The 18513-nt window shown below is 52.3% G+C and carries 13 protein-coding genes; 8 read left to right on the plus strand and 5 right to left on the minus strand.

The window, feature by feature from the left end:
* Positions 1-6: 6 nt before the first annotated feature.
* A complete protein-coding gene (locus EH198_RS02385) occupies positions 7-2397 on the plus strand; it encodes a type IA DNA topoisomerase (RefSeq protein WP_124693948.1) in 2391 nt (796 codons plus the stop codon).
* Between the two features lie 433 nt (positions 2398-2830).
* Here the strand turns inward: EH198_RS02385 and EH198_RS02390 are convergent, their stop codons facing one another.
* From EH198_RS02390 to EH198_RS02400, 3 genes are all read right to left on the minus strand, one after another.
* Positions 2831-3565, minus strand: coding sequence for a DsbA family protein (locus EH198_RS02390; RefSeq protein WP_124693949.1), 735 nt, complete (start codon positions 3563-3565; stop codon positions 2831-2833).
* A gap of 99 nt (positions 3566-3664) precedes the next feature.
* Positions 3665-4423: an HAD family hydrolase gene (locus EH198_RS02395; RefSeq protein ID WP_124693950.1), complete on the minus strand. Its 759-nt coding sequence runs from the start codon at positions 4421-4423 to the stop codon at positions 3665-3667.
* Between the two features lie 89 nt (positions 4424-4512).
* Positions 4513-5430 (minus strand): ArsR/SmtB family transcription factor, encoded by a 918-nt coding sequence (locus tag EH198_RS02400; protein ID WP_124693951.1) that lies wholly within the window; start codon positions 5428-5430, stop codon positions 4513-4515.
* A 361-nt stretch (positions 5431-5791) separates the two neighbouring features.
* Between EH198_RS02400 and EH198_RS02405 the strand changes: the two genes are divergently transcribed.
* From EH198_RS02405 to EH198_RS02425, 5 genes are read left to right on the plus strand one after another with little or no spacing between them, the layout of a single operon-like run.
* On the plus strand, positions 5792-6520 hold the full coding sequence (locus EH198_RS02405) for a phosphonate ABC transporter ATP-binding protein (RefSeq protein WP_124693952.1): 729 nt from the start codon (positions 5792-5794) through the stop codon (positions 6518-6520).
* Between the two features lie 38 nt (positions 6521-6558).
* A complete protein-coding gene (locus EH198_RS02410) occupies positions 6559-7884 on the plus strand; it encodes a hypothetical protein (protein ID WP_185702715.1) in 1326 nt (441 codons plus the stop codon).
* Complete coding sequence (locus EH198_RS02415) at positions 7877-8575, plus strand: response regulator transcription factor (protein ID WP_124693953.1); 699 nt, start codon at positions 7877-7879, stop codon at positions 8573-8575. Before EH198_RS02410 ends, EH198_RS02415 begins: the two co-directional genes overlap by 8 nt.
* Positions 8572-10035 (plus strand): sensor histidine kinase, encoded by a 1464-nt coding sequence (locus tag EH198_RS02420; protein ID WP_124693954.1) that lies wholly within the window; start codon positions 8572-8574, stop codon positions 10033-10035. The genes EH198_RS02415 and EH198_RS02420 overlap by 4 nt, the downstream gene beginning before the upstream one ends.
* On the plus strand, positions 10032-11114 hold the full coding sequence (locus tag EH198_RS02425) for a GNAT family N-acetyltransferase (protein ID WP_124693955.1): 1083 nt from the start codon (positions 10032-10034) through the stop codon (positions 11112-11114). Before EH198_RS02420 ends, EH198_RS02425 begins: the two co-directional genes overlap by 4 nt.
* A 58-nt stretch (positions 11115-11172) precedes the next feature.
* Here the strand turns inward: EH198_RS02425 and EH198_RS02430 are convergent, their stop codons facing one another.
* Positions 11173-12402, minus strand: a complete 1230-nt coding sequence (locus tag EH198_RS02430) for a glucose-1-phosphate adenylyltransferase (RefSeq protein WP_124693956.1) — start codon at positions 12400-12402, stop codon at positions 11173-11175.
* Positions 12403-12727: 325 nt separating this feature from the next.
* On the opposite strand from EH198_RS02430, the gene glgB reads away from it, so the two are divergent.
* Positions 12728-14815, plus strand: a complete 2088-nt coding sequence (gene glgB / locus EH198_RS02435) for a 1,4-alpha-glucan branching protein GlgB (RefSeq protein WP_124694497.1) — start codon at positions 12728-12730, stop codon at positions 14813-14815.
* Positions 14816-14858: 43 nt separating this feature from the next.
* On the plus strand, positions 14859-16289 hold the full coding sequence (gene glgA / locus EH198_RS02440) for a glycogen synthase GlgA (protein WP_124693957.1): 1431 nt from the start codon (positions 14859-14861) through the stop codon (positions 16287-16289).
* A 106-nt stretch (positions 16290-16395) separates the two neighbouring features.
* On the opposite strand, the gene EH198_RS02445 is transcribed toward glgA, so the two are convergent.
* Positions 16396-18210: an alpha-glycosidase gene (locus tag EH198_RS02445; RefSeq protein WP_124693958.1), complete on the minus strand. Its 1815-nt coding sequence runs from the start codon at positions 18208-18210 to the stop codon at positions 16396-16398.
* Between the last annotated feature and the right edge of the window lie 303 nt (positions 18211-18513).

Raw genomic sequence — 18513 nt, forward strand, 5'->3', positions numbered from 1 at the left:
TTGTTTTTGAAGACACTGATCATTGCGGAAAAACCGGATATGGGACGGAATATCGCCGCCGCAATTGAGCCGAAAGCCAAAAATCACCGTTCCTACCTCGAAGGGGAGCAGTATATTATTACATGGGCCATCGGGCATCTGATCGGATTGGCAGAGCCCGAGGCTTACGATCCGAAATATAAGAAATGGAATATTGGCGACCTGCCGATCATCCCCGAGCAATTCAAGCTCGTTCCGAACCGGAAGACCGTCGATCAGTTGAAAGTGATCGGAGAGCTCGCGAAGCGAAGCAATCTTCTGATCAATTCCTGCGACGCCGGGCGGGAGGGACAGCATATTTTTTCGCTGATCCAGCGGCATTTAAGGCTGAAGCAGCCGGTGAAGCGGCTGTGGATATCCGATCTTACGCCCGAGACGATCCGCAAAGGCTTTCGGGAGCTGAAGGAAGGCTCGGAATACGACAATCTGACGAAAGCGGCCAAAGCCCGCAGCGAAGCCGACTGGCTGATCGGGATGAATGGTTCGCGCGCCTTCACCACGAGACATAATGTACTTTTGTCGGTTGGCCGGGTGCAGACGCCTGTTCTTGCCCTGATTTATGAGCGGCAGAAGATGATTGAGGCTTTTTCCTCGCTGAAATTTTTTCAGCTGGAGGGTCACTTTACGCAGGGAGATATATCTTATAAGGGCTTGTGGCAGGGCGACCGCCTGACAGAGAGGGATAAAGCGGATGCGCTGGCCGCCAAGGTCAAAGGCAAACCGGGACGAATAGCCTCATACGAAGTTAAGGAAACGAAAGAATATCCGTACAGGCTGTACGATCTGACCCTGTTGCAGCGTGAAGCGAACGGCAAATTCGGTTTTTCGGCCAAAAAGACGCTTGACCTTGCCCAAGCGCTGTACGAGAAGCATAAGGTGATTTCGTACCCGCGAACAAATTCCAACTATGTGACCGAGCAGAATATTCCGGAGATGCACAAGACGCTGTCCTCCCTTACGGGAACGGCCTACGATGACTGGGTGAAAGGCGCCAACCGAAATCTGGTTCACAAAGGTAACAAGTTTGTCTGCAACCCGGCGAAGGTTGAAGATCACCATGCCATCCTGCCGACAGGACGCAAAGCGGCGGGACTCGGTCCCGACGAGCAGAAGCTGTACGATCTCATTGTCCGCCGGTTCCTGTCGCAGTTCTATCCTGCGGCCGAATACAAGATGCATGCCGTCATTACCGAAGTAGAGGAAGAAAAGTTCAAGACAACGGTCAAAGAGCTGCTGAGTCTCGGCTGGAAGGTCATTTACAGTGATCAGAAGAAGGATAAGCCGAGGGGCGGCAGGGCCAAGGGCAAGGAAGATGAAGAGGAAGAAGAGACCGAGGTCAGCGAGCCATTCTCCATTGTTTCCGGCGAAGGCGTGCATTGCGGCGACGCCGTAGTGAAAGAGAAGGAGACTCAGCCGCCGAAGGCTTTTACGGAAGGAACCCTGTTGAAGGCCATGGAAAGCGCAGGCAAGCAGATCGAGGACGAGGAGCTGCGGGACGCGATGAAGGATTCGGGTCTGGGAACTCCGGCGACCAGAGCGGCAACGATCGAACGGCTGAAAAAGGTCGGCTACATCGAGATGCAGGGTAAGAAGATTCTGATTACGCAAAAGGGACGGACCGCAATCGAGCTGATCCGGGGAGCCGGCGTCGAGCTGCTGACTTCTCCGGAAATGACGGGCCAGTGGGAGCGCCGCCTGACTGAAATCTCGCGGGGAGTGGCGTCCGACCTGCAATTTATGGAGAATGTCAAGAAATTCGCGGCGATGATCGTCGATAAGGTGCGCGCGCAGTCCCGAGCCGACAAAATGTCCTTTGAAAGCTCCGAACCGGCTTCCGGCACGAGAGGGAAAGGAAGGGGGGGCTCTCGGCGCACAAGCGGCGGGAAGGACGGTTCTTCCGACGGCAAGGGCCGGAGCGGCGTTTCCGGAATGGATGGCAGCGGAGTGTCCGGCCGAGTTGACAAGGGCGCGTCCGCAGGCGGGAACGCAGCAGCGGCGGCCGAACCGGGCGGCGCCGCTGCTCCAGGGCAGCGTAGCGTGAAGTCCGGCGGCGATGCCCCGGCAGCTGCCGCTTCCCGGCCTGCCGCGCCCAAGTTCATCGGGGCGTGTCCGCGGCCCGGCTGCGGCGGCCAAATCTTTATGGGCCGCAAGGGGTACGGATGCTCCCATTACAAGGAGGGCTGCGGATTCGTGATCTGGAAGGAGAGCTATGGCAGACAGCTTACCGACACCCAGATCAGGGCGCTTATCGAAAAAGGGCGCACGGCCAAGCTGAAGCTGGTGCTGCCGGACGGTTCGGCCGCGGAAGGCAAGCTGACTCTCAGAAGCCCGGAAACGGGCGAATTGGCGGTGGAGTAGGCGGACAAAGCGATTCCCGCGAAAGCTGTTCAAAGCAATCAGGATAAGGGATACCGGATTTACCTTACCACTTTTAAAAGGCGCTTTATACTCTATTGGATCTATAACAGTGGCATATCTGAACGGGAAAAAGTCCCTTTTATTTTCAAAAAAGGGCGGTTACCCATCCCTAAACGGGAAAAGCTCCGGCTTATTGGCCACGTTTACTTATTATTTCGCAAAAACGCTTGATTAAGCAGGAGGATTTCCCTCCCGGGCTTGGCTTGAAGCCATCATTGCCTAAATAAGCGGGAGAAATTCCCTTTCAGCCATGCTGTAATGCTCAGGGTATTGTCTATAATGCAATCCGCTGAAAAACGCCAAACAAAAACCAGCCAGTCTCCGGGTAACGGAGACTGGCTGATTTAATGAGATAGCCGCTTATGGGCCGCGGTCAGTTGCCGCCCGCCAGCTGTTTGTCGATGGCGGCCGTTAAAGTGTCGTACGAGGAGCCTTTCAGCAGTACGCCGTTCACCATGAACTGGGGCGTGCCGTTAACGCCGTAGGAGCCGGCGGTTTTGAAATCCTCTTTTACATCCAGCATATAGGTCTGGTTCTTGAGATCTTGCTCAAACTGATCGTAATCGATGCCGTCGATGTTGTCTTTGACGAACTTCAGGATGAACTTCTCGGTTGCCCAAATCTTGCTCTCGTCCCCCTGATTGTCGTACAGCTTCGTTGCATATTCCCAGAACTTCTCATTGCTCTGATGATAGATTGCTTCGCCCGCGCTGGCGGCCAGGTAGGAGTCCCGGTCGATAAAGGCAAAATTCATGAAATAGTATTCAACCTTGCCGGTATCCACATAATTTCTGATAAACCGCTGCATGTTGGTTTGTGTCCATTTTTTGCAGGCGGGACATTTAAAATCGGCGAATTCCATGACCTTGATCTTGGCATCCGGACTCCCGAGTCGGGGCTGCTTCCCGTAATTGAGACCGTCAACCACGATTTTCCCTTTTACCTCGGTATAGTTGGGCAGATTGTTCAGCTCTGCTTCTTGTCCGCTTTCTCCCCTGGTCAAAGTGTATCCGAGCGCGACCGCAAGGATAACGACCAATCCGGCCAGCACCATAGGCAGCGCGTAATGGTTTCTTGGGCGTCTCTTCTTGTCTTGGCTGTTCTTCATACCTATCCCCCTGCCGAAATCTCAAATACACTAAAACAGTATAATCGTCTCGGTGGCGGATTTTATATGCTATTTGTAACAGCCTGTCCGGGTCCGTGCTCATCCGTGGCTTTTGCTCTGCCGCAGAGCGTTTCCGCGGATCACCGGAACCACTTCATGAATCGAAGAAATCGTAATCACCGACTGATGCATCTCGCGCTGAAGTTCGACCATATTGTACACCCATTCGTTCTGCTGTTTCAGATAGATGCTTTTGACGCCGGCGGTAACCGCCGGAATCACATCGGTGCGGAGAGAATTGCCGATCATCCAGGTGTGCTTGCGGTCAAACGAACGGCCGCTCAAAATTTTTTCCAGCGCTTCAACATTTTTGTGCCGGCGGATATAGATACGATCGCCAAAGTACATATCCAGCTTCATTTGTTCGATTTTGCGGCGCTGTATCGAATGGTCTCCCCCCGTATACAGATACAGCTCATGACCGTCCTGCTTCAGGTTATCCAGCGTCTCGACCATGCCCGGATAGGCTTCGATCTCCTGATCGTATACGCTGAGCCCGAGTTTCATCAGCTGCCCTTCCTGAAATGGATCGGCCGGTCTGTTATACTTTGCGCAAAAATAACGGTAGGTGGCGATCAGCGACTTCGGAAAGTTATCGCTCGCGAGTCCGCTCGTGCTGACCGTCTCGACATCGATCTCCACCTGTTTGCGGCGGAGCTCCTCCATTGTAGGCCCTTCTTCACTAAACCAGTCGCTCATCATCTCGAAATACTGCCCCAGAATGAGGTCAAAATATTTATTGCAGTGGACCAAAGTATCATCCAGGTCGAATATCACTTGTTGTGTCCAATATTTCATGTCGCTCACTCCTTTGTTCGGCTTGAAAAGGGTATCCGGGCCTTAAGGTAGACGCCCTTCAAGCCATCCTCTGTTTAATTGTAAAAGTATTATAAACGAATATACGATTCAAGGAACATCTGAAGTTCAGACGCCCCGTCCGGACGGATGCTGAAACGCTCGTTATCCGCATCCCGCAAGTGAATGCGCAGCAGCCCGGCCACCCGCAGCATCATCAGATGATGCATCAGAATATCGCCCGACTGGCCCAGATCGGACTGCATTTCCCAGAGCGACTTCGGCTCGTCGGCGACATAGCGCAGCAGACGAAGGCGCACCGGATCGGACAGCGCTTTGGTCATGCGGAGCAGCAGGGTAGGCGGCTCATCTTCATTTTCCACCGGGACGTCAACGGGGTATTGCACAAGCATCAGTTTTTTGTAAAAGCAGTACGTATTAATCGGCCTGTGATGTACCGTCGGCAGGAGGACAATCGTTTCCAGCTCGGGGATGTCCTCGACCACAACTCCGCCTGAAGCGTACTCAATCAGCGCCCCGGGGTCCATTTTGCTTTGCAGGAGCTTTTTCTCGGAGGCGTCTTCAATGAGAAGAGGCAGCATTTTGGGCTCGACATGGCGGAAATACTGCTCATGCCAGAGTCGCAGCAGCGGTCCATAGCCGTTCTTGATCCGCCGGCACTCCTCCAGCGTGAAATCGGGAAGATAGGGAGCCGCCAGCTCGAACCATTCCTCCACGGTCGCGGATTCCATATCTTCCAGGAACAGCTGCACTTTGGCGGCGGGGCCGTGGGTATATGCCCAGGCGTATAAGATATCGTAATCTTCGAAAGGCCATTCTGCAGCTTGCAAAAGAGCCGCCTTCTTTTGAGGCGGGATTCGCCCGTCGATGTCTCGCACCCAGTCGGGTCCGATATCCAGATTGGAAATCCACTTTCGCGTTACATATAGCATGAAACTGTCAAGCAGTTCATATACGGGCGACACGTCTATTTTCAGTTCATAATCCATGAAACATGCAGTCCTCCCAAAAATCACTGACTTCTAATTATTATCCCTTGTTTGGATTAGGGTTGTCCACTATAATGTTGAATGTTTGACGTCCGCCGGCAAGTCAGGCCGTTTTTTCTTGATTATACAGGAAAATTTGGGAGGATATCATCTTTGGGCTCAGCCAGGGCTGCTGCTTACTGCCGGCGTCTTCGGATTGTTAGGATTTCTCTATATCCTGTTCTCTTTTGCGGGTTTATTATTCTCGCCAAAATGCGTAAGTTGAGTTAAGATAGGGGAACGGGTGATCGCATGGTATTTGTTCTTGCTTTCCAATACACTATATATATGAAATAGATATGGGAACAGGAGAGACTGATTCATGATTATCGTGGAGCATTTGGCCAAGCGCATCGGACCGGAACAGACCCCGGTGCTGCGAGACGTTGGCTTTCGGATGGAGTCCGGAGAACTGATCGGACTGCTCGGCGCGAGCGGCAGCGGCAAGACGACGCTGCTGCGCTGTTTGGCGCTGCGCGAGAAATGGGACAAAGGGAACTTCCGGGTGGATGGGACCGACATATTGAAGGGCGGTTTCGGCAGCAGAACGAAAATCCGCCGCGAATGGGCGTTCCTGGAGCAGAACGAGGAACTGAACCGGAACCGGACCGCTTTAAAGAACGTGCTGATTGGTCAGGCTGCCCAGACTCCTCTGTGGCGGAGACTGACGGGAATGGTCCGCTCCGACGATTATATGGGAGCCATGGATGAACTGGAAAGGCTTGGCCTGCTGGACAAGGCGAAGATGAACCTTGGCCAGCTCAGCGGCGGGGAACGCCAGCGGATAGCCATTGCCCGGGCGCTCGTTCATGGCGCCAAGGTCATTCTTGCCGACGAGCCGGTGACGGGGCTTGACCCGAAGTCGGCGCAGGGCGTTATGGAGTCGCTACGGGAACTGTGCAAGGAGACCGGACTTACGGTGATAGCCGTTGTCCCGCTTGAGCTTGCGGAACGCTACGCTTCCCGTCTATGGGTGCTTGATAACGGAATGATCAAGCATGACGTTACCGGGCGCAGGCTTACCTCTCAGGAGCGGGCCGGATTGTTATAACTCCGGATTATCATCTTAGAAGAATGAAATGAGTGATCATGTTGATTATACAAAGTCTGCGGCGCATTGGTTTGCGGCGTTACGCCGCCAATGTACCTGCTTTATGGCGCCTCGGCGCCGGTATATTGGCCCTTTCGCTGTTGTCCGGCTGCACCTTTATCAGCGACCCCGTATCCCGGATGAAGTCGCCGCGGCTTTCAGAGGATAAGGCGACGCTGATGACCGCCATCAACTCGCTGAAGCTGATTCGTCCAATCAACGACGACGACAGCTCCATCCGCACGGAAGACCTGAGCGGAGACGGAATTCCGGAGACGCTAGTCTTTTATGAAACGCCCGGAGAAGCGGTGGTGATACACGGTCTGATTCTGGAGAAGCAGGGTGATTCCTGGATTAAGAAGCTGACCTTCGACGGCGCGGGAACCGTGCTGGAATCGGTGGAGATCAGGGACGTTACGGGAGACGGCAAACCGGAGATTATCGCCGGTTATTCCCGGGGGGACGAAGGGCTGCAGAAAGGCCTGGTCGTATACAGTTATTCGGGAACTTCGCTTGAAGAGAAGCTGACGCTGTCCTATACGAAATATATGATCGACGATTTAAACGGCGACGGCATTGATGACATTACGGTCGTCTCGCTCAAGCGGAATGAGTCCTCCACACTGACGACTTATCAGTATAACGGAGGTTTCAAAGAGCTTGACCGGCTGGAAAATCTCGATCCTTACATTAACAATTATTACAACATTGTTGTGGGCAAAGTGGCCAAAGGCAAAGAAGGCATCGTTCTGGATGCCGCCGTCAATTCGCATTCTGCTTACAGCTATATGATCGTTATGGAAAATAACCGTTTCCGAGTGGTCCTGTCCGGTGACGACAGAACGTTCAAAGACAGCCGGATTTCGAGCGGAGATATCGACGGGGACGGCATTATCGAAATCGGCTTGATGGAAAGACCGTCGGGCTGGGAGAACTTCGAGGCCGACTCGGTTCCCTGGTTCTATTCCTATTATAAATGGGACGGCAAGGAAGGGCTGGTCTTCGCATTTCAGCAGTACCGTGATCCGTCAGACCGGTTCACCTTGAACTTTCCGCCGTCATGGCACGGGAATGTTACGGTAGACACGAAATCCGTGCAGAACCAATATCTCAAGTTTGTTTTGTCAGGTACCGGCGAAACCGTTGCTGAGATCTCTTTTTTCTCGTCTGAAGAATGGGATCGGGTGAAGGACGAGGGCTGGGAGCTTTGGGGCCGGGATGCCGACAAGATCATCGGATATCGGGGCAAGCTTGAGCAGAACGCAGACGGAATCAAAAAAGGGACGAATACGGCTCCCGCAGAAAGGAAGGGAATCAATGAGTAAAGTTCTGATACTGGAGGATGAAGAGTCCATCCGCAGTTTTATTGTAATCAATTTGAAGCGAAACGGGTTTGAAGTGCTGGAAGCGGCTGACGGCAACGAGGCCCTTAGCAAGCTGACTTCGGTGCCCGATATCGATATCGCGCTGCTTGATGTGATGGTGCCGGGAATTGACGGCTTTGAGGTGTGCAGACGGATCCGCGAGACGAATGAACGGATCGGGATCATTTTTCTGACGGCCAAGGTTCAGGAGCAGGATAAAGTATACGCATTGTCCGTTGGCGCGGACGATCACGTCAGCAAGCCTTTTAGTCCGACGGAGCTGATTGCCCGCATCCAGTCGCTTCTCCGGAGAGTGAATGTCCACCGGGAGCAATCGGCCAAGGTATCGTTTCATTCCGGGCCGTTCACGCTGGATCTCATTTCCAAGCAATTCAAGCGCGGTGGAGAGCCCGTTGAGCTGACGCCGACCGAATTTTCACTGGTTCAGTATTTCCTGGAAAAAGAAAACACTCCGCTGAGCCGGGACCTGCTCCTCGATCACGTATGGGGCAAGGAGTATATGGGCGATCCGAAGATCGTCGACGTAAACATCCGGCGGCTGCGGCAAAAAATCGAAAACAATCCGTCAGAGCCCGAGTATCTGCAAACGGTATGGGGACACGGCTATAAGTGGAAAGGGCAGGGACAATGATAAAAAAGGGGATGCGCAGACAGATTGTTTTACACTACATTCTTGTAGTCTTTTTGGCGCTTCTCCTCGTGGAAGTCATTTTTCTGCTGGTGATCCGGACCTATTATTACGACAGCATTTATACCCGAATTACGACGCAAATCAGCCAGGCGGAATATTTCTATCGCCTCTCGAGCAAAGATTCTCCGTTTGCTCTCCAGGAGCTGCTGCGCAGCTTTGATCTCAACAACACGGAACTGCAGGTGCTGACGCTGGACGGCGACATGATCACAAGCTCGACGGGCTTTCAGCCCGACCGGACGATTACGACAAGCGATGTACCCGAAGCGGTCGGCGGCGGAATCGGTCGATGGGTCGGCAGGCAGACGGGGACCAACGAAAGCGTGATGGCTGTCTCCAAAGTGCTGCAAATCCCCGGACATGACTCCTACGTGTTGCGATATGTGACTTCCGTGGAGAGAGTGAACAGCGATTTGTTCAACGTCACTTTGCTGTCGGCGGGCATCGTCGTAGCCGTGCTTGCGGTCGTCACCGCGTTCAGCTTCGGGCTGGCCAACTCGATTGTCAAGCCGCTCAACAATATCACAGCCGTGTCCGCCCAATTGGCCAAGGGGAAATTCAACATCCGCATCAAAGGCGATTACCGCTACGAGATCGGCGAGCTTGCCTCCACACTGAATTATATGGCTCAGGAGATCGTGCGGAGCAATCAGATCAAGGATGATTTCATATCCTCAATTTCGCATGAGCTCAGAACGCCTCTAACAAGCATCAAAGGGTGGAGCGAAACGTTGATTTCCGGCGGCTACGACCCGGAGGAAACGAAGCTTGGCATGAGCATTATTTCCAAGGAGAGCGACAGGCTGATTGGACTGGTTGAGGAAATCCTCGACTTCTCCAAGCTGCAGCAGAATGAAATGAAGCTTTCTATCGGTACAGTGGGCGTACAGGAGCTGCTCAAGGAAATTATTCTGAATCTGTGGGCCAAAGCCGAGAAGCGGAGTATCCGGCTCGAGCTGGAAGCGGAAGACGGCATTTATGTCCGAGGGGATGCCAACAGATTGAAGCAGGTGTTCCTGAATTTGACCGATAATGCGGTGAAGTTCTCGCATGAAGGCTCAAGCGTCCTGCTGTCCGCACGCCGGGTTAACGAAGAAGAGGCCGAGATTGTAGTCCAGGACTCCGGGATCGGCATCAGCCAGGAGCACTTGAACCGGGTAAAGGACCGTTTCTTTCAGGTGGATTCCCTGAACGGAGGCACCGGTCTTGGTCTTGCCATTTCGCAGCAGCTGGTTGAGCTTCACGGGGGAACCATGGAAATGGACAGTGAGCTCGGCAAGGGGACACGGGTAACGGTGCATCTGCAGCTGACGGAGCCGCTTCCGGCAGTGGAAGCGCCAGATCGGGTGAGTCTGCCGGAACCGGCTGATCATCATGAACGGAAGGAGGGCCAGCAGTGAATTTACCAATTACGAGGGAGATCGATACACCATTGGGCAGCCTGACTGTCGATCGAGCCGACTCCAGCATGGCCGGAGAGGTTCTGAGGCTGCTGCGCGAAGCGGCGCAGTGGATGAGGGATAACGGCCTTACCCAGTGGAGGCCGGAGCAGTTCAAGGAAGAGGATATCCTCACTTACTTCTCGGAACGCGAGGTTTATGTGGCCATGAAAGGCAGCGAAGCCGCCGGCATGTTCACGCTGCAGTTCAGCGATCCCCAATACTGGGGACCGCGAAACGACGAAGGGTTCGCTTATCTGCACAGGTTGGCGGTAGGACTGCCCTTTCGCGGTGCAGGGCTCGGCGGCAAGCTGATGGAGTTCGCCGCCGAGACAGCGAAAATGTCCGGCAGAAGGCTGCGCCTCGATACCATCGAGCACAATGTGAAGCTGAACCGTTATTACCAAACCCAGGGGTTCCGGTATATGGGCACCAATGATGTGGGCGGTGGGCGGCTTGTCAATCTGTACGAGAAAATGGAGAATACGGGCGACAATGATGCGGTCCGTTTGCAGTATTTTGACGAATCGGATTTCGATTGTCTGAGACGCTGGAGCGTCTCGCCGGAGTTTCTCAAGCAGTGGGCGGGGCCATCACTTCACTTTCCGGTGCAGGATGAGGAACTGACGAAATACATCGCCGGGAGTAATCGTCCCGCCGAATCTGAGCTGTTGGCTTACAGCGCCGTGCATGTGGCGACGGGCGCCGTTATCGGACATATCAGCCTGGCAGGCATTGACCGGGATAACGGTTCCGCCCGGATAGGCCGGGTCGTACTGGACCCGGAATATCGGGGAAAAGGTTTATCCCGCCGGATGATGGGCGAAGCCATGCGCATCGGCTTTGAAGGTCTGGAGCTGCACCGGCTGGCGCTCGGAGTATTTGATTTTAATACATCCGCTATTCGGGCCTATGAAGCCCTCGGATTCCGCAGGGAGGGTGAGCAGCTCGAAGCGGCCCGGTTCGGAGAACGGTATGTGAATCTGATCGATATGGCCATGCTGGACAGAGAGTGGCATGAAAGGAAATCGCAATTATAATTAAAAAGGGTTGTTCCGCAGGCCGATGCCTGTGGAACAACCCTTTTGACTTTGTTTATTAAGACAGGAGACCTCCGGCCCGCAGTCGGCCGGTTCCGGTCTTCTCGTATACTTCTTGAAGCAAACGGGAAGGCTGGGTACGAATCATCGGTTTGGACGCAACAATTTCATTCGGTCCGACAACGGCGATCATGTCGGTGCTGCCTTTTACAAAGGCCCCATCCTTGATTTGCGCCTCTTCGCCGATAATGGCGTTTTCGATGACCACATTTTTGCCGATTCGAGCGCCGGGCATGATCACACTATTCTTGATGAGCGTGGTTCTGCCGATATCGACGTTGCCGAATACGACCGAACGCTGAATCGTGCCTTCAACGGAGGCAAGTTCGCTGATCAAGCAGTCTGCGGCTGCGGCTTGGGCCTTACCCCGGACAGACAAAGGCTTAGTTACCAGAGATCTGCTGTACATCGGCCAGGCGGCATTGTTGAATTTCCAGCCGTTGTCATTTTGAAGCAAATCCATATGGGCTTCCCAGAGGCTTTCCACTGTGCCGACATCACGCCAGTAGCCCTTGAAGCGGTAGGCGAAGAGCGTGTCATCGTTCTGAAGCATGGCAGGAATGACATCTTTGCCGAAGTCATGGCTGGAAGCTTCGTTCGCCGCGTCTCTAAGCAGGTGAGCCTTGAGGTAATCCCAGCGGAACATATAAATACCCATCGAAGCCAGATTGCTTTGCGGGTTTTTTGGCTTTTCGACAAAATCCGTGATTTTTAGATCATTGTCAACATTCATAACGCCGAAACGGCTTGCTTCTTCCCATGGGACTTCCATGACGGAGATCGTCGCCTCCGCGTTTGCGTCCTGATGGTACTCCAGCATTTGGCGGTAATCCATATGGTAAATATGGTCCCCGGACAAAATGAGGACATGTTCAGGATTGAGGTCGTCGATGTATGATATATTTTTATAAATAGCGTCTGCAGTGCCGGTGTAGCTGTCTCTTCCTTCGCTGCCGGATGGCAGGAGCGTGATTCCTTTCTTTTCTTCCGTATGGAGACCCCAAGGCTCTCCCGTTCCGATGTGGTTATGCAGGGAGTCTGCTTCGTACTGAGTCAGTACGCCAACGGAATCAATACCAGAGTTGACACAGTTACTGAGGGGGAAGTCAATAATTCTGTAATGTCCACCGAAAGGGACGGCCGGTTTGGCCATACTTGATGTAAGAGGAGCAAGTCTGCGCCCTTCCCCGCCTGCTAATAGCATGGCGATGCAATCTTTTTTACTCATTTGATTACCCCTCCAAATAATTATTGTCACTGCTTGTTAAATAACCTCACCGACGACGTTTGAAACGAAAAAATCAACCATGAGTGAAATATATTACAATCTTTATAGGAAAATTACACAAAAATGGCGCAACCTCTTCACGGATATTTTTTCTTTGTTTGTATCAATCATTTTCAAACGGATAAAATTGGGGTAATGTATTAGGTGCATCCTGTATAATAAATATTTCCACAAGTGCAGCATTGCTTAGGACCCGAAACCATGAATCTTCTCTAATTTTAAAAAAGGTGGTAATCATTTGGCTGAGCAACCAACAGCAGTAAACATGCCGTCACCGGAGGATATTTATTTGTTTCATGAAGGTACCCATTACCGCAGCTACCGCATGCTCGGAGCGCATACCGCCGTGGAAGAAGGAGTGCCCGGTGTACGGTTTACCGTGTGGGCTCCCCAAGCAAGATATGTAGGATTAGCCTGCGATCGGAACGGCTGGGACGGAAGCCGTGAGGAAGACTCGTTATATAAGATACCCGATTCAGGGTTTTGGACTCGTTTTTTCCCCGATATTTCCTCGGGAACATTTTACAAATATAGAATCGCCGGACCGGACGGTTCAAGCTTTTTAAAAGCGGACCCTTACGGTTTTCTGGCCGAAGTTCGCCCGGCTACCGCATCGGTCGTGACCGAGCTTGACGGTTACCGCTGGGGCGACGCGGCTTGGCGGCGCAAAAATAAAGCTCCCTACAACAAGCCGCTGAATATTTATGAAATGCATCTTGGCACATGGCGGCAGAAGGAGAATATTCACAATAAGGAAGGCGGCGAACTGTACAGCTACACGGAGGTCGCCGACCTGCTGATCCCTTATTTGGAGGAAATGGGCTATACCCATGTGGAGTTCATGCCGCTGGCGGAGCATCCATACGACCTTTCATGGGGTTACCAAGGGACAGGATATTACGCTGCAACGAGCCGGTTCGGTGAGCCCCAAGGGCTGATGTATCTCATTGACCGTCTGCATCAGGCGAACATCGGCGTCATTTTGGACTGGGTACCGGCCCATTTTGCCAAGGATGATCCCGGGTTGCGAATGTTCGATGGTACGCCCTGCTTCGAATACGGCGATCCGTTGCTCGCGGAAAAACCGGGCTGGGGAACGCTGTCCTTCGATTTCAGCAAGCCCGAGGTCATTTCGTTCCTCATTTCCAACGCTCTCTTCTGGTACGAGGTGTACCATATTGACGGAATGCGTGTGGATGCGGTTACCAGCATGCTGCGGCTCGATTTCGAGAAGCAGGAGCATCAGTATCGGCACAATGTGAACGGCGGGCTGGAGAACCTTGAGGCTATCGCCTTTTTGCAGAAGCTGAACACAGTCGTTTTTCAATATTACCCGTATGCCATGATGATGGCGGAGGAATCCAGCGCCTGGCCGGGTGTGACCGCTCCCGTTCATGAAGGAGGCCTCGGCTTCAATTACAAATGGAACATGGGCTGGATGAACGATACACTTGCCTACATAGAGAAGGATTTCGGCGCCCGTCCCTATCATCACAACTTGCTTACATTTCCCATTGCGTACGCTTACTCGGAAAATTATACGCTTCCTCTATCGCATGACGAGGTCGTGCACGGCAAGAGATCGCTGCTGAACAAGATGCCCGGTTCATATGAGCAGAAATTTGCGGGTCTTCGGCTGCTGCTGGGCTACCAGATGACAAGCCCCGGCAAGAAGCTGCTGTTCATGGGCGGGGAATTCGGCCAATTTATTGAATGGAAGGACCAGGAACAACTGGACTGGCTGCTGCTTGATTATGAGAGCCACCGGAAAATGCTCGCCTATACCGCCGCACTGAACAAGTTCTATCTGGCGGAAAAAGCGCTATGGGAGCTTGACCACACCTTTGAAGGCTATCAGTGGATCAGCGCGGACGACAATGAACAAAGCGTGATTTCTTACATCCGCAAAGGGAAAAAAGCGGGGGACCTGTTAATTATTGTGATCAACTTTCAGCCAGTTGAACGGCATGCTTACCGAATCGGCGTTCCGAAAGCGGGCACTTATGAAGAAGCATTCAACTCGGAAAGACCGGAATTTGGCGGCTCCGGCGCCCAAACCGGTTCGCTGAAGACGCAAAAACGCGAAATGCACGGCCAGCTGAACAGCCTGGAGCTGACCCTCGCTCCGCTCAGCATGGTGGTTTTGAAAAAGAGTGGACGGAAGGGAAAGGGGGATGAGCCCGAACTTTTAACCGAGGAACCCGTAACGAAAGCGCCGAAAGGCAAAGCAAAGACGACGCGCGCCAAGGCAAAAAAGGCCGACAAACCGGCGGACAAGCCCGCTAATGACGAAGCCCCGGCCAAAGCCGCTCCGCGCAAACGCAAAACCAAAACCGAAGAGCTCCCGCAATAGACGACCATTTTATCTAACAGTTCACACAAGAGGAGGAATTGGTATGAAAGTGATGTTTGCCGCTGCGGAAGGTCACCCGTTCATCAAGATGGGAGGCCTTGCGGACGTCATCGGCGCGCTGCCGAAGGCGCTCAGAGAAGCCGGGGTCGATGTAAGGGTCATCCTGCCCAAATACCGGGGGATTTCCGAGAAATACCGCTCCAAGATGGAGCCCGTTAAGGTGATCGAGGTTCCTGTAGGCTGGCGGAATCAATATTGCGGAATCGAGCTGTTGAATTATGACGGCGTACCTGTCTATTTTATCGACAACGAATATTATTTCGGCCGCGACGGTATTTATGGATATTTGGATGACGCGGAACGGTTCTCTTTTTTCAACAGAGCCGTTCTGGAGGCGCTGCCGGCAATCGATTTCCAGCCGGATGTGCTGCACTGCCATGATTGGCATGCCGCAGTCATTCCCATGCTGCTCGAAGGGCATTATCGAAGCAACCCGTTTTACAGCGACATCCGTACCGTATTCACCATACATAATCTGCTGTACCAGGGCGTGTTTCCGTATGATGTGCTCGGCGATTTGCTCGGCCTGGACGGCAGCTTTTTCCTTGGGGTGGAATATTACGGCAACGTTAACTTCATGAAAGGCGGCATAGCATTCAGCGACTATGTGACGACAGTCAGTCCAACCTACTCGGAAGAGATTCGGACACCTCACTTTGGGTATGGTTTGGACGGCCTGCTTAACGCCCGCGCCGATCATTTGAGCGGAATTATCAACGGCATTGACACCAAGATTTACAATCCGGCGTCGGACCCGAAAATTTATACGAAATACCGCAACAATCTTCTCAAAAAGACGGAGAACAAAATCGGCCTTCAGAAGGAATTGGGTCTCCCTGTAGCGCCGCATATTCCGCTTGTAGCCATGGTCACCCGTCTGGTCGATTCGAAAGGACTCGATCTGGTGACCCGGGTTCTGGACGAAATTTTGTATTACGACAACATCCAGTTCGTCGTGCTGGGAACGGGCGACGAGGTATATGAGCGCTGGTTCCGCGAAGCTGCTTGGCGCTATCCGACCAAGCTGTCTTCGCAGATCAAGTTCAGCGACGAACTCTCCCGCAAAATTTACGCCGCAAGCGATTTGTTCCTGATGCCGTCAAAGTTCGAACCGTGCGGGATCAGCCAACTGCTGGCCTTGCGGTACGGCAGCATCCCCGTTGTCAGGGAAACGGGCGGTCTGAACGATACCGTACAATCTTATGATGAAGAGACCGGAGAAGGGAACGGCTTTACCTTCACGAATTATAACGCCCATGATATGATGAACACGCTTCGCCGCGGGGTCTCTTTTTACAGCAAGCCGGAGCATTGGAAACGCGTCACCCGAAACGCTTTTATGGGGGATTACAGCTGGGAAATATCGGCTCAGCAGTATATTGATATTTACAATAAAATTGCGGAGCCTGAATAGTACCTATCCGATCGGTACGTTTTGGAACAAAAAAAGGCAGCTTTCTCAAAGGGCGTGTATAACGCCGAGAAAGCTGCCTTTTTTATTTTTGTCCTCCACCGGATCATTACTGATGCACGGCAGAATGCTCTTTCATTGCTTCTCCGGAATCTTTATTGGAAGAAGCAGGAATATCTTGATTCAGGCGGCGGGACAATATCCGGAATCCATACGGTTCGAGGGAAATATGCATCGTTCCGTTATCGGGCTTCACCGCGTCGCCGGAGAACGCGTCTTTCCAATCTTCCGTTTCCATCGGATGGCTTAAGCTGCGGGGTTCGGGCGAGTTGTTCATCCAGATTGTAAAATGGGATTCCGTATCCATCCGCTCATAAATGATGCAGGGATCGTCCTTGCAGGCGGCGAGAATTCGGTATTGGCCTCCGCGCAGGGCATGGTTCTCCTTGCGCAGCGAAATCATCAATTTGTAGAAATCGCGAAGTTCGAGGTCCTGTTTCGCGGGGTCCCATTCCATACATTTACGGCAGTCAGGGTCGCCTTCTCCGGTAAGTCCAATTTCATCACCGTAGAATATGCATGGCGTACCCATGAAAGTGAATAAAAAGGCGACGGCAAGCTTTAATTTCCGCTTGTCTTCTCCCATACGGTTAAGCAGGCGGGGCGTATCATGGCTGCACAGAAGGTTGAAGATGACTTCATTGGTCTGCTGGGGGTAGCGCATGAGCAGGGCGCCGACTTTATTGCTGAAGGTATAACTGTCCATTTCGCCATTAAAGAATTCCAGAACGGTTCCGGAGAACGGATAGTTCATGACGGAATCGAACTGGTCTCCAAGCAGCCAGGCCAGAGAGTCGCTCCATACCTCGCCCACAATATAAGCTTCCGGGTTCGCTCTTTTAACAACAATGCGGAAATCATGCCAGAAATGGTGATCGATCTCGTCCGCCACGTCCAGCCGCCAGCCGTCCAGCTTGATTTCTTTAATCCAGTATTCAGCCACATCCAGCAGATAGGATTTGACCTCAGGATTGGCAGTGTTGAATTTGGGCATATCCCCAAAAAAGCCGAATGTATCGTAGCTCGGTATGCCGTCCACAATTTGGGCCGGATAAGAATTAATATGGAACCAATCGGCATATTTGGATTTTTCTCCGTTTTTCAGGACATCCTGAAATGGAGGGAATTCTTTGCTGCAGTGGTTAAATACCGCATCCAACATTACGCGAATGCCTTTCTCATGGCAGAGATCGACCAAAGCCTTCAGCTTCTCGTTGTCCCCGAAATGGGAATCGACTTTTTTGTAATCAATAATGTCGTATTTATGGTTAGACGGCGATACGAACAGCGGAGTGAAATAGATGGCATTGACGCCAAGATCGACCAGGTAGTCGAGATGATCCATTACGCCCTGAATATCGCCTCCGAAGAAGTTGTCTCTCTTGGGTACTCCTCCCCACGGTTCTGTTGTTTCCGGGTTGAGAGAGGGGTCTCCATTGGCGAAGCGTTCCGGCATAATCTGATAAAAGACCGCTTCTTTGGCCCAGTCTGGAACCTTGAACAGATCAATCTCATGAATATACTGGAATTCGAAATTGTTGCCCGGCGGCTGCGGCATTTCAAACATCGTGCCTTTTTCCGACATATAAACCGTTTCACCGTCTGATTCGATCCGAAAGAGATAGGATAACCGTTTGAACTTCGGCCGCGCGCAGACTTCCCAATAATCGAAACTGTCGTCTGAAGCCGCTTTTTTCATTTGGATTTCCTCAAAAGTTCTGTCCCAGGCGTATTTGTCGCCGGTCATGACATAGACCGTTTCCGCATCATCCCGTTTTGTCCGCAATCGCAGATGCACGGTTTCCTTATCATAGGCATATGCCCATTTATCGCGCGGAACATGATACAAAGCTTCCAGCAGCATACTCGCCCTCCTAATCATTGATCGGGTTCCGATAAGGTTCGGATTCGGTGCACTTAGGTTAATACCCTTAAATATGATGCATTGAACCAATCGTTTTCTTAATCTTTCAGAAAATAAAACCCGTTTTCACAGCCGGCTCACCTTGGATATGGGCTTCAGACGCCGTTCTGTTATTTTGCCAATTTGTCAACAAAAAAATCTTTGCATATTCATACGAGTTGAATTATAATAAATCGGTCCGGGACAAGACACAACTGACACATAACTAACACACTAGAGATGGGCTGAATTGCCCGACGAGAG

This window comes from Paenibacillus rhizophilus, from assembly GCF_003854965.1.
GTDB lineage: Bacteria > Bacillota > Bacilli > Paenibacillales > Paenibacillaceae > Paenibacillus_AQ > Paenibacillus_AQ rhizophilus.